The 13,378-nt window shown below is 59.2% G+C and carries 10 protein-coding genes and 1 pseudogene; 4 read left to right on the forward strand and 7 right to left on the reverse strand.

The features are described from left to right. Nucleotides 1–8 precede the first annotated feature (8 nt). Both H281_RS0131840 and H281_RS0131845 read right to left on the reverse strand, forming a co-directional pair. Nucleotides 9–356, reverse strand: a complete 348-nt coding sequence (locus H281_RS0131840; protein ID WP_020071178.1) for a hypothetical protein — start codon at nt 354–356, stop codon at nt 9–11. Nucleotides 357–468: 112 nt separating this feature from the next. Further along, the gene (locus H281_RS0131845) at nt 469–984 is read right to left on the reverse strand and encodes a hypothetical protein (RefSeq protein ID WP_020071179.1); all 516 of its coding nucleotides are present in this window, start codon (nt 982–984) and stop codon (nt 469–471) included. 432 nt (nt 985–1,416) lie between these two features. On the opposite strand from H281_RS0131845, the gene H281_RS37575 reads away from it, so the two are divergent. Further along, nucleotides 1,417–1,713, forward strand: a complete 297-nt coding sequence (locus H281_RS37575; protein WP_338117956.1) for a VF_A0006 family four-cysteine protein — start codon at nt 1,417–1,419, stop codon at nt 1,711–1,713. A 213-nt stretch (nt 1,714–1,926) separates the two neighbouring features. Here the strand turns inward: H281_RS37575 and H281_RS0131855 are convergent, their stop codons facing one another. Beyond that, nucleotides 1,927–2,790: an LD-carboxypeptidase gene (locus H281_RS0131855; protein WP_027805121.1), complete on the reverse strand. Its 864-nt coding sequence runs from the start codon at nt 2,788–2,790 to the stop codon at nt 1,927–1,929. 316 nt (nt 2,791–3,106) lie between these two features. Further along, entirely contained in the window at nt 3,107–3,364 is a 258-nt protein-coding gene (locus H281_RS0131860; protein ID WP_020071182.1) for a hypothetical protein, read from the reverse strand. Between the two features lie 1,263 nt (nt 3,365–4,627). Here H281_RS0131860 and H281_RS37395 point away from each other — a divergent pair. Next, nucleotides 4,628–4,807, forward strand: a pseudogene (locus H281_RS37395) (FUSC family protein); the annotation flags it as partial. A 451-nt stretch (nt 4,808–5,258) separates the two neighbouring features. After that, complete coding sequence (locus H281_RS35675) at nt 5,259–7,829, forward strand: hybrid sensor histidine kinase/response regulator (protein ID WP_020071186.1); 2,571 nt, start codon at nt 5,259–5,261, stop codon at nt 7,827–7,829. Nucleotides 7,830–8,176: 347 nt separating this feature from the next. Here H281_RS35675 and H281_RS0131885 read toward each other — a convergent pair whose 3' ends face one another. The 3 genes from H281_RS0131885 to H281_RS0131895 form a co-directional block, all read right to left on the reverse strand. Beyond that, the gene (locus tag H281_RS0131885) at nt 8,177–9,733 is read right to left on the reverse strand and encodes a hybrid sensor histidine kinase/response regulator (protein ID WP_020071187.1); all 1,557 of its coding nucleotides are present in this window, start codon (nt 9,731–9,733) and stop codon (nt 8,177–8,179) included. A gap of 1 nt (nt 9,734) precedes the next feature. Next, nucleotides 9,735–10,052: an alpha/beta fold hydrolase gene (locus tag H281_RS0131890; protein WP_020071188.1), complete on the reverse strand. Its 318-nt coding sequence runs from the start codon at nt 10,050–10,052 to the stop codon at nt 9,735–9,737. Between the two features lie 182 nt (nt 10,053–10,234). After that, nucleotides 10,235–10,960, reverse strand: coding sequence for a GntR family transcriptional regulator (locus H281_RS0131895; protein WP_020071189.1), 726 nt, complete (start codon nt 10,958–10,960; stop codon nt 10,235–10,237). Nucleotides 10,961–11,785: 825 nt separating this feature from the next. On the opposite strand from H281_RS0131895, the gene H281_RS0131905 reads away from it, so the two are divergent. Beyond that, nucleotides 11,786–13,276, forward strand: a complete 1,491-nt coding sequence (locus H281_RS0131905; protein WP_027805122.1) for an MmgE/PrpD family protein — start codon at nt 11,786–11,788, stop codon at nt 13,274–13,276. Nucleotides 13,277–13,378: the final 102 nt, after the last annotated feature.

Consider the following 13,378-nt stretch of genomic DNA (forward strand, 5'->3'; position numbering starts at 1 on the left):
AGTTTCTTTCACAGCATGAAAATCCAGCCCAGCGGCCGGTTGAGGATAAAAACGTGCCGCACGAGCTGCTGTTGGACCATCTTGCAGCCTTCGCTAAATGGAAGATCGTTGTGGTCTTGAAGTTTCGCTTGCCTCTCCACGCTGTGCAGCCATTCCTCGCTCCCCGGATCGGGGCCGTGTCCTTCCCCGTCCGAAATATCGAAATAATGGTCACTAACGTAGGCCATCCACTCACGGCTCCCAGGCGGCGCGCTTGGCGCGCGAGGTATATCGGTCGATATGAAAAGCCACGCCGCTGTAGGAAACAAAACGCAGCCCCCGATGGCGCGCGTCATGTGCTTGATCGCTTTCTTCATGTATGGTCACCCGCGGATCCACTCATTAGCGCCCTGAGTATCGGCTGGAGGCCGTATCTAATACGGCAACCACGCGGAGAAAACGGGAATCGAAAATCTTCGGGCGTCGTTGTCATTTGTCTACGGGGCGAATCCGGATCAACTTGTGGCCTGAGAATGCAAACCACTGGCCGTTTGCCCTCAGATCAACGGAATTACTGGTCCACCGAACATCATCGACATCGAGCCTTTCACTGATGGGCAACACGGTAGCTGGCTTCTTTTGGAAGTCGTACAGAGTGACCGACGGCGCGTCTGAAAAGCCATTAATAAAGTCTTCAATGACGACGCGCGAGGCGGGCTTGCCTTCCGCAGGCGAATCGGTGTAGTAAACGAAGCGGAGACCGTAAAGCTGGTCGAAAGGCGAACCGTTCAAAGTCGCTCTGAAGCTCGCGCCGTCCGGCGCAGGGCGCGCAAGCTTGCCGATTTGCAAAGAGCCCGAGACGGTCAAAATATCATTTATGTTCCCGCCGTCAAATTGCGCCCAGGCATTAGCGCTGCAAAGCGCGAAGACCACGCCGATCCATCGACTTTTAACCAAAATTTGGGTCCAGGAAAAGGGTTGCAAGTTCATCGCGAAAATGGCCATCCTGCGATTGCAGACTAGAAGATCGGTGCTGACAGCTAATCTAAGATTAAGTTAGCCGAGATACGCATCACCAGTCCGGAACGCGTAAGACCGGCTCGTCTGTCCTTCGCATGAGCCCGTAATCATCGTCAACGTTGGCAAGATCAAGCATCGTCGGCAAATTTGCCCCCGCCTTCATTATCTTGATCGCTATAGGTCCGTGAATTGTCGCCAATTCGGGTGGTCGTGTCGAATGTCTCGTCGCGGCCGATCCCGGAAGCTCAGCTGATGTGCGACCCGGCCGCTGGTGATTGCATGAGCACGCGAGTCGTTTCAGCATGCCGTGGGTGGGGTGGGCCTTGCTTTGATAAACTTTTGTCAAAGCGTGGGATGAAGCCATCGCCAGAAAATCACAAAATCGAGAGCCTAGCAATGCCCATAAGCGTTATACGGATGCATGCCGCCCGAGCGGCAATATGCCTATCAGCATTGGTAACAATGCACCCTGCATTGGCCGATAGCGGTTCCTCATATGACGAGTGTTTGCTTGTCGGGTTGCGCGACGCCCGCAGTCAAGTTGCCTCGAACTACATTCAACGGTCATGCTACGCGCTGTATAGAAATAGCGAGATGCTCCTGCCGCGTGAGCGGGCTTATCACGAATGCATTCTTCAAAACATGCCTGGAGCCAGAGAGCAATTCGCGATTATGAGGATCAATGCGGTATGCACGCGGCGAGGGGGGCTGTAAGAAGGCTGGCCGACGGTGGATGCAGCATCGCCAGTTCGCGCGGCTAAGCGCAATTCCGAAGATTGTCGACGAAGGAGGCGGCCTCGCGAGTATGGCGGCGCTCAGTACGCTTCGCGGCGTCAGCGAGCGACCGCAGGCAAACAATACGCATACTCGCCCACAGGCTCCGTCGACCCGTCGATCGCTGATCAAAAGGGGTACACGAAAGGCAAGCTATCGCAGCAACATGCCTTCGCGAATCTCGACGGGTCGCCCGACTACCCATGACAGATTGCGCTCGCCATGTCCAACGGGGAATCCTCCATAGATTGGGACGCCGAGCGGCGCCAACACGTCCAGCAGCACGTCCGCAAGCGAGTAGTCGGCCCCGGCTGGCAACGGACAGCGGACGAACTCTCCGAGCACAATCGCACGCGCGCCGTCCAGGATGCCGGCGTGACGCAGCGTCATAGCGCTGCGGTCAATGCGGTATGCGAGTTCAGTTACGTCCTCCAGCACCACAATCGAGTCGCGAAAGTCCGGTTGCCAACGGCTGCCGGCCGTGCTCGCGAGAACCGTGAGGTTGCCGCCGACGAGTGGCCCACTGATCGAATCAGCCGGTCCACGCAACCGTTCGAGCGGCAGCGGCGCCGGCGTGACTCCTGTAAGAGTATCGAGAACATTGCGGCGCGACATCTCGTCAACTTTCGTCGCGAGGCCGTTGAGCGTCGGCCCATGAATCACACTGATGCCGGGAATCTGTCGCAGAGCGTAGAAAAGTGCGGTCGCATCGGAAAAGCCGATCACGGTTTTCTCGCATGGAACGGTTGCGGGTAGCGACGACAGCACGTGCGCACAGCCATAGCCGGCGCGTGCGATCCAGATGATATCGACCGCCGGGTCCATCAACGCCGCAAGCAGATCGCTTATGCGATGCTGATGGGATCCCGCGAGATACCGGAACCGGTCAGCCACGTGCGCGCCTACGGAGACAGACAATCCCCAACTCTCGAGCAGACAAATCGCCTGCGCGAGGTTGTTCATGTCAGGAACGCCTGCCGGGGCGACGACCGCCACCCGTTTGCCTTCCACTGTCACGTCGGTTGCTCCACTGTATTGACCGGTCGACGGATGCCGACGTGTTTGTAGGCAACGCTGAGGTATGCTCCACGCAAAAACCCGAGTTCGTCCTGGAAACCAGACATCGTTGCGCTGAACCCAACTCCTTGTCACCAGTCGGAGCTCCGTTCGAAATCGATTGTCAGCGATTCGGGCGACGAAGTCGATCATCACTTCTCGGTCGCACGCCTCCTGCGGATGGTGAAACGATAGCCTTGGACCGCGGGCCGTATGCGGGAGACATAAGCCGAGCCAATGCAGACGATCGGGGCGCCTTGAATCGGACACTCACATGCTATTCGCGCGATAATTTGATGTCGGCGTTTGCATAGCCCCCAAGTTCGTCATCGCGAAGCACGCGCTGAGCGCATTCAAGCCATTCTGGAAAAACAGCAGCGTCCATAGGCGCTCCCTGTCCATGCATGTCGCCCCACAGAGCAAGGTTACTGAGAAGTGCGCCGAGCACCTCGGGTCTATCGAGACGCTTCCATTCCCGCTCAAGAAACTCGAACATGATCAGATACGCTTGGCGCAACGTAACGACAGCTTCCATTGATGGGTTTTCCATTCTGGTCGGTTTCATTGCAAAACTAGAGCCTATCTCGATCGTCCGGTTGTAGTCGATCGTCGATCACTGACCATAAACGTTGCGATCACGTTATTCTTCGTCCATCGTACTTTTCCCGCAGACGAATGGCACACCAAATTAGGAAACGAAGCCGTCTGTCCTCAACCGGATCACCGGAATCCGTCGAGACCGCTGTCGACGAGACGCTCGCAGAAGCTGTCAAGCATCAGTTGCGGCATGCGCTGATTGTCCAATTGGAAGGCGACGTCACCGAGTTAGAGCTTACTGATCTCCGGGTGAAAACCGAGGGAACCCAATATGGCGTTACCCACGGAACGATGCACTCATTTCGATTCAAGGTGAACGGAATTTCGGTCGTCTTATATACAGCGGCGAGCGGCATCCCCCACTACAGCGAAGTAAAGCTGCCGCTTGCGGAGGGCGATCACATACGACTTGCAATCGCCTCGGAAGGTTTGTCCGGCCAACATCTTGTATACGGTCTTCGCCATCCGTCTGACCCGCGTGCTTTCGTGGCGTTTTCGGCCGGTTCCCTTGAGTTTGCGCCAGACAGGCAGCTTTACTATCTACCGCGGCTCCCTCGATTCTGGGGGAGAAGCAGATGGAAGCAGGCCTGCAGATTCGTCGTGGCCGGCGCAATGGCTGTCAGCGTTTTCGAATATCTAGCGCGCGGTGACCCAAGCGGAAGGTCAACAACTGTGATAATGGATTCGATCGTTGCGATTGCCTGTGGGAGCTACTTTCTGACCATTGGTTACGGGGCACTGCGTTGGCGTTGTAACTTGCCGACTACCCGCCAACGTAATCTGCTCGCGGTACTCAAAGCCCTTGAACTCCCCCCTCGACGTCCAAGCGCGGAAACTATATGCGCGGTCTAGCAACTTTCTAGATCGAAGGAGGTCCCCCAGCGCGGAAAATCTATGGAGCATAGGCTTCCTGAGCCGGGACAGTGGCGGCTGATGGCCGGACATTCGGCGTTGCGTTGGCGTAGAAAGCCCATTGGCAATCAGGACAGCTCTTCAGGCGTGTCCATTCTCCCGAGGCAATGGCCTTTGCCGCTACAGCCACGAGATACCCAACAAAGCTCCCTTCCGACGCTTCGATATCCAACTGCAAAGCGCCGCCTACCCATTGGACTTTCAAGCCGACCGCAGCGCCGTTGAACCATTCGTTCAGTGCCTCGCTACTGGACACCTCTCATTGGCACGCACTGCGCAAATCATCACGCCGGGGCGCTACGACATCGCCTGCGGGGCGTTCGCCTTCACGCTGATCGTCACACTCGCGGCAAGCGGTGTGCACTCAGTTCGCTTGCTTGCCGCCCGAGCGTGGGAGACGCTCCTCGGCGGATCAGTTGGCCTCGCTGCGGCCATGCTTATTTTTCCAATCCGAACCTCCGGCCCCTGATAGGCTGCGGCTTCAACGGCGCGGCACTTTCCGCGATTTCAGCAGGCATGGGCAGGTACAGGACTTTCGTCCCACAGCAACCCTCCTGGGAACCTGGTCATCTTGATTAGTATTTGGGTGGCGCTTTATAGCCGCGTTGCTGCCGTCCGCAGACGGTTTAAGTCGTTGGCCGCCCGGAGCAAGATGCAGTTTTCCCAACTGCCGGCGCCGCACCTCTCTTGACGGACAGATGGCATCGAGGCCGAACGCCAAGCACTGCGGATGGCGCAAGGTGTTATCCTCATACTAGGTTCTCCCCAAGCTCGGCGGCCCCAAGCCCAAACTACGCAATTTCTGGTGGCCCGCCTTTCACCGTGAAGTCTTGGCCCTTATCGGTGCCCGCCATCGGCTCGCGCACCGTCACGACGATCGAGTTCTTTGCAGCGACGGCCAAACAGACTCGGAGTCTTAAATGTTTCCCGACCTTTCGGAGCAATCCTCGCATTTCGTCCGCTTCTACGACGACGACATGCAGCTTCTGGCAGAAGTGGCCGACTTCATTGATGACGCTCTTCGTTCGGGAGGCGTTGGCATAGTCATCGCTACGGCGGGGCACATCAACGAACTGCGTCGCCGTCTCATTGGCTTCGGCTCGGCGCAGCATCCGGAGACGTGGTATCCCGGACAACTCATCACGCTTGATGCCGACGATACGCTTGCACAGTTCATGGTTGACGACTGGCCCGACGAGAGTCGGTTCGACGACGTCGTGGGCGCGATAGTAAAAAAGGCTTGCCGCGATGGACACACGGTCAACGCGTTCGGTGAAATGGTCGCGTTGCTCTGCGAGCGGGGATTACAGCAGGCCGCTATCCGCCTGGAGCAACTGTGGAACCGTCTGTCAGCGCAAGCTTCATTTTCTTTGTTCTGCGGATATCCATGGCACCAGTTCCCCAATGCAGAATCGGCGGATGCCTTCCGGCGGATATGCGCGGAGCACGATCATGCGTGTTCTGTTGGCCATCTTTCCGCGACGGAAGGTGGACCTCTGCACTCACGACTTGCCGAGCTTGAGCAGCAGGCCCGCGCGCTGCGGGCGGAGGTCGCCCGACGGGTCGCCGCCGAGCAGACCCTGAAGCTACGCGAGAAGGAGATTACCGATTTCGTCGAGAACGCGGCGGAGGGCATTCACAAGGTCGCCGCAGACGGCACGGTTCTCTGGGCAAACAAGGCCGAACTGGCGATGCTGGGCTACCGATGGGAAGAATACGTGGGGCGCCATATCGCAGAGTTCCACGTAGACCGCGCGGTGATTGAGAGCATCCTCGACCGGCTCGGCAGCGGCGAAACGATCTACGACCAGCCGGCGCGCCTGCGATGCCGGGACGGGCGGATAAAGCACGTACTGATCCATTCCAACGGATTCTTTGAGGACGGGCAACTGCGATACACGCGCTGTTTCACCCGGGACGCCACGGAACGGCATGAGCGTGATCAAGCGCTCGCGCAGCGCAACCGGATGCTTCTCAACGCCCCGGTCGCTGCCGCGTTGTTGACCGGACCGGATCTTGTCTTTGAGCTTGCCAATCGTCGCTTCTGTGAACTGGCCGGTCGCTCAGATATCGAGGGCACGGCGTTCGCGGACGCATTCCCGGAACTTCACGACAGCGAGCTCGCCAGGTTGTTGCACCAGGTGCGAGCGACGGGGCAACCGTTCACTGGGGGAGAGCTCCGTCTTTTCGCCGGTACCGGAGAGCAAGCCCGGCAGGAGCGCTTTATAACAATCAACCTTGAGCCGCTGGACGGAACGGAGGGCGAAGTTCACAGCATTGTGTTGGTTGCAGTCGATGTGACGGAGCACGTACGGAACCGCCAGGTTCTCGAACAGGCCAATCTCGAACGATCCGCGTTGCTTGCCAAACTTGCTGAGGCTAACTCGGCCAAAGACGAGTTCCTCGCCATGCTCGGCCACGAATTGCGCAACCCTCTGTCGCCCATCGTAATGGCGCTGGAACTGATGAGCAGGCGCGGCGACACCACCACCGACAGGGAACAGCAGATCATCAGGCGTCAGGTACACCATATGGTCCGTCTCGTGGACGACCTGCTCGACGTGTCGCGCATCACGCGAGGCAGGATTGACCTTGACATCGGTGTCGTTGAAATCGACCACGTGGTTGCGAAGGCCATCGAGATGGTGAGTCCGCTGCTTGAGCAGCGCGGGCATACACTGCGCGTCGATCTGGAGGACGGCCTGCGCCTCGAGGGCGATTCCGTGCGTCTGACGCAAGTGGTCTCGAATCTGCTGACCAATGCGGCACGCTATACAGGCGATGGAGGGGACATTGTGGTGTGTGGGACCAGGGAGGGCGAGGAACATCTATGCATCAGTGTTACAGACAACGGAGCGGGCATCGCAGAAGAACTGTTGCCGCGCATATTCGAACTCTTCTTCCAGGGCAAAAGAAGTCTGGATCGGGCCAGGGGGGGACTTGGCATTGGGCTTTCGCTTGTCAGAAACATCGTTGAGCTGCACGGGGGAACCGTCGAAGCCAGAAGTCAGGGCCTAGGCCAGGGTAGCAAGTTCATCGTGAGGCTGCCGGTACGCTCGCGGTACGAGAAGACGGCAGTCCCTGCGGCGGTGCAGACGATTGCCACGCCCGCAGTCGTCCTAAGACGTCGCATCATGCTCGTGGACGACAACGTCGATGCGGTCGATGCGCTTGGCACGTTGCTCGAGCTTGAGGGTCACGAGGTGAAGGTGTATCACCACCCTGTAGCAGCATTGGCTGCAGTGGAGCGCTTCAGGCCCGAAATCGCCATACTGGACATTGGTCTGCCCGTAATGAGCGGCTACGAGCTCGCGGAGAAAATCCGTTCGATCCTGGGCAACGAGCCATGCCGCCTGATTGCTCTCACCGGCTATGGACAGGATGCAGACAGGGTCCGAAGTACGGCCGTCGGCTTTGAACAGCATTTCGTCAAGCCCGTCGACCCTCAGCGGGTAGTCCGCGTCGTCAACGATTGTGCTGAGTCGACATAAGCGGCTCGAAGAGCGATCGCGGGAGGTGATGAAGGTTATCGGCGCGGGGGAGCCACAGTGATTGCTCACAATCTCAAACACTGCTCTGTGGGCGGTGGCGCAATCAGCGCAAAGCGTCAGTGGCGCTTCCGGTAGCCGTCGGATCGATGTCCGGGGGGCGAATTGTCGAGGATTCCTCAGCACATGTCCAATGACCGGATGTGGATTGGGACGCGTACTTCCCATATCGTCGTGCATCGAACCGCAGCACGTCATCGTAACGCCAGCGGCCCGGGGGCGACCCGAAAGGGACAATGGCCCACGCCCGAACCGGCCGTTCGACCGCTGCGTATTCGAAGCAGCATCAACTATCCGGCCGTATTGAGTATCTCTAAAAGCCGCGCGTAGTCCACCGGCTTGGTTAGGTGGTGATCAAATCCGGCGCCGGCCGCAGCCTCCCGGTCGCGATTCTGGCTCCAGCCTGTCACCGCCACCAGCAACACGCCGCTGTTGCGAGGGTCTGCCCGGATCTGCCGGGCCACGTCATAACCATCCATATCGGGCAGTCCGATGTCGAGCAGGACTACATCGGCTTTGCTGGCCATGGAAATGGCCCCGTTTCCGGTGCTGGCTGACCGTGTTTCGAAACCGTCTGATTCGAGCAGCATGCACAGGCTGAAAACTGCGTCTTCACTGTCGTCTACGACGAGAACCCGGCGCCTGCTACCAGGTGCGGCAGCTAACATCATTCTTTCATCCTTGACTGCTGTTTCCTGTACGGGCGCGAGCGGCAGACGAACCGTGAATTCGCTACCCCTGCTCGCGCCCAGACTCGTGGCAGTAGCCGCTCCGCCGTGCGCTTCTGACAGCGCGCGAACCAGCGAAAGCCCGATGCCGAGGCCGCCCTGAGCATATGACTTCCCAGAAGGGAGTTGCGAAAAGATGCTGAACAGGGCCGGGAGATTCTCGGCTGAGATGCCGATTCCGGTGTCGCTCACCGCTATGATCGCGTGGGTATCGTCCCAGCTTACTGTAAGCCCGATGCGCCCGCCTGGAGGCGTGTACTTTGCGGCATTGTTGAGCAGGTTCTGGGCGATCTGGACAACACGGGCGGGGTCTGCATCGATATAAATGGGGCGGTCTGGCAGATCCGCGACAAACTCGTCCGATTTTGACCGCAGCAGTTCGCGCGAACCTTCAATGGCCGTATTCAACATCGGGATCAGATCGATGCGCTGGATACGCAATTCAATCTTGCCTTCGGCGATGCGCGCCACGTCGAGAAGGTCATCAACCAGTCTACCAATCTGGGCGACCTGCCGTTCCAGCACGCCGAAGGACAGTCGCACGTCCGGCTCGGCGAACTCCTTACGGCTCAGAAAATTCAGGGCAGCCTGGATAGGTGCCAAGGGATTTCTCAGTTCATGCGCGAGCGTCGCCAGAAATTCGTCCTTATGCCGATTGGCCAGTCTCAGTGCTTCCTCTGCCTCGATCTTTGCTTCAAGCGCTTCCTCGGTCCGGCGCCTCGCGTAGACCAACTCCTTTTCGTACTTGTGACGGTCGTGAACGATGATGCATGCGAAGTCGTCGAATGCTGCCTCATCGCTGGAGCGCCTCACCGCATTGATCAACATGGCGACCTTATGCCCATCGCGGTGACGAAATTCAAGCTTTACTTCTGCCACCGAGCGTTGCATCTGGAGCAGCGGCGCCCAGTGGGTCTGATGGAAGACACGGCCACCCATCGTGAGCAGGTCCTGAATCCGGCGTCGGCCGAGCAGGTCTGTCGCCTTGAACCCAAGCCAGCGGCAGAATGTGGCATTTACGCGCACGATGATGCCGTCGGGTTCGGTCCTCAACAGTCCACACGGCGCGTATTCATACGCATCGTCGACTGGGCCGTTGGTCGCCGGTGGAGGGTGCATATCAAAGCGCGAGCTTCGTAAGAAAGTCCACAGTAGCGGCCATGCTAGGGCCAGGCGCGCTGATGTGCGGGCAGTGCCCCACATTGTCGACAAGGGCCATGGCGCTGCCGGGGATCGCTTCGTGCATATACCTGCCGACCGAAACGGGGGCAAGCAGGTCATCGTTGGACTGGATGATCAATGTTGGGGTGGTCACCCTCGTTAGATCGGCCCGATGATCCGCGAGAAACGTCACACGGGCAAAGTGCTTCGCGATATCCGTTGCGTGGTCGGTTACTTCTTCGGGCCGAGGTGTCTTGTCGTTCTTCTTTGAAGCCATGGATGAATGCTTCACGGATATCGATTGATTGATGTGAGCGATAAGTCTTTTTCTGTCAACCGTCGTACTGCGGCATGCCGATAGCTGAGCGCGCGGGCTTGGGCGCAACGCGTGCGCGATCAGATGGACGCAGAGGCGCCTCGATATCCATAGGTCAGACGCGGTTCATCCGACCAATCCACCTAGCGGCTGCGCTTACGTCCCTTAACGGCTGCATCCGCGCCGTTGGGGACTCGATCCCATGCGAGTTCGATCGCCTGAAGCGCGCTCAATACGATGGAGCGGTTCAGCGCCGCGGCCAGCACACCATCGCGTTCGGCGTACGCGCGGCATAACCGCTGATGATCCGCGCACGAGCGATTCAAACGACCCGGCAATGACGTACTCAAGCGACGCAGCCGGTTGATGCGCATACGCATGGAACCCAGCACCTCCTTGAAAACGTCGTTGCCGCACACTCGCAGCTCTTCGTCGCGAAACGCCACATTCGCCCAGAAATAGCCGTCAACGTCCCCATGCGACGCAACTTCAGCAAGACGGCGATGCGCATCCCATAGTGATTCGATATCCGCGTCGCTCGCCCGGGCGACGATCGCAGCCGACACTTCCCCGTACAGAGTCGCGCGTAAGTGATAGATTTCCCGCACTTCTTTCAGGTCGACCGCCGAGACCCGCGGCCGTCGGCGGGGCGACCAGTCCACGAGTCCTTCCCGGCTCAGCACGAAGAGCGCCTCGCGCACGGGCGTGCGGCTCACATTGAACCGCTTCGCCAGATCGACGGAATTCAGATCGCCGCCCGGCAACAGGCGGCCTTCGATGATGCCGCGCGACACCCACTCGATGATCTCTCGGACCGACGATGATTCGCCGTCGTCCTCATCCCTGCAACTGTCGACATTTTGACTCATCACGATTCCTTCTAACTACAGTCCTGATACAACACGGCAATGTTCTGCGGAACTTACGCTTGCCATCGCAACGCCGATTCGTTTAGACTGGCCAAACTGTCGACACTAAAGCGGTTGGGGCATTTTCTCACGAGAACCTGCGGCGACGCCACACATATGGTTTCCGGTCTCGGGCCGGCAAGCCACCCCTTCTCGCGGCGGCGTGTGCTGCAATCGGCAGGCGCGCTCGCTGCGCTATCGTTCGGACTGCTGCGCGCCGCGCTCGGGCGCAAACGAGAGAGCGTCCGCCAGCGCGACCGGGCGCCGGCTATCCCACTACGATGGTGAACGCCGCGCTTGCCAACGCAATGTGTGCGCACTCGGACGAGATCGACGATTTCGAGCCCGCCGCGAAAGCGCATCCTGGCAGTTCCGTCGTACCGTCCGCGCCGGTGGTCGCGGGAATATACCGGGCAAAGCGGCGAGGTGCTGCTGCGCGTGGTCGCGCTTGGCCATGACCTCGCGTGCCGTCTGTCGATGGCGCTCGGTCCCGACCTCGCGCGCGGTTCGCATCGCAGGCACACGGCACTTCGTCGGCATTCGGCTCGCTCTGCGCGCCGCTCAGGCCGCGCAAGTACGGCGGGCTGACGAGACAATCCACCATCTGGAAGCGCTCAAAGATGGTCAGAAACTGAGGACGTTGATCACGGCGTGGCGAGCGCGCATGCGCCATGCCGCTTGCGATGTTACTTCGTCGCATGCGCGCCGCCCTGGTTGCGACGACCCATGCGGCCATGCTGCCATGCCGCCGACGAACCGAAATCCAAAAGCGAAGGAATTACAACTATGTCCGTTAGAGACCGACGCAACTTTCTGAAGACCAGTGCGATGGGCGCTCTGGCATCCACGACTGCTTCTACCGCTACATTCGCGCAATCTTCGCGGGCGTCAACGGCGGCCTCGGCATCTGACGGTGCGAGTGCCACCCATGCGCGTCCGCCGAAGGCGACGCGCATTCTCGCGGAGTTCATCGTCAAGACCGGTTACCAGGACTTGCCAGCACCGGCGCGCAAAGAAGGCGTGCGCACGCTGTTGAACTGGGTCGGCGTGGCGGTGGGCGGTTCGCACGACGAAACCGTGAACCGCGCGGTTGCTGCGTTGATGCCGTTCTCCGGGCCGCCGCAGGCGAATCTGCTAGGCCGCAGGGAGCGTTTCGACATCATGAACGCGGCCTTCATCAACGGTGTCAGCAGCCATATTTTCGACTACGACGATACTCACCTGAAGACGATCATTCATCCGGCGGGGCCCGTCGTCTCTGCGATCCTTGCCTATGCGCAGTATCACCCCGTATCAGGCAAAGACTTTCTCAACGCGCTCGTGCTGGGCGTTGAAACGGAGTTGCGGATCGGCAACGCGGTATATCCGAACCATTACGACGTGGGGTGGCACATCACGGGCACCTGTGGTGTATTCGGCTCGGCGGCCGCCACCGGCAAGTTGATGGGCTTGAGCACGCAGCAGATGGTGTGGGCGTTGGGGCTCGCCGCGTCGCAGCCGGTCGGCTTGCGCGAATCGTTCGGCTCGATGAACAAGAGCTTCAATCCCGGACGCGCGGCGGCGAATGGTATTTTCGCGGCGCTCCTGGCCGGCCGCGACTATACGAGTTCCGACGGCATGATTGAAGCGAAGCGCGGCTGGGCGAACACCATCAGCACCAAGCAGGACTACCGTGAGATCACCGAGGGCCTCGGCTCGCATTACGAGTCGACGCTCAACACCTACAAGCCGTTCGCTTGCGGCATCGTGATTCATCCTTCGATCGACGCGGCAATCCAGCTGCGCAACCAGTACAACCTGAAGCCGGATCAGATCGAGCGCGTGGATCTATGCGTGCATCCGCTCGTCATCGAACTAACCGGCAAGAAGACGCCGCAGATCGGTCTGGAGGGCAAGTTCAGCATTTATCACGCGGTGGCGATCGCGTTGATCGATGGAGCGGCTGGCGAAAAGCAGTTCAGCGATGCGAAGGTGCGCGATCCGGTCACCATGGCCTTGCGCGAGAAGGTAAATACGGTGATCGACCCGGCGATCAAACCGGAGCAGGTCGACATGACAATTACGCTGAAGGACGGGCGCAGACTGCACAAATTCATCGAGCACGCGATAGGCAGTACGCAGGTGCCGATGGCCGACAAGCAACTTGAAAACAAATTTGTCGATCTCGCCGAAGGAATCCTTTCACCGCCACAAACGCGCGGACTGCTGGACACGTGCTGGAACGTGGAGCAACTAGCAAACGCCGGCGATATCGCCATCGCCGCGTTGCCGCAGTAAGCGGGGAGGGCCGATGTGAGCGCCCCTTATCGAAAGAAACCAACAAAGCCCGGACGTTCTCGTATTTCTTTGAGGACTGTCCGCTTTGCAATGAGCGGCAAC

Source organism: Paraburkholderia caledonica (assembly GCF_000383275.1).
Taxonomy (GTDB): Bacteria; Pseudomonadota; Gammaproteobacteria; order Burkholderiales; family Burkholderiaceae; genus Paraburkholderia; species Paraburkholderia caledonica.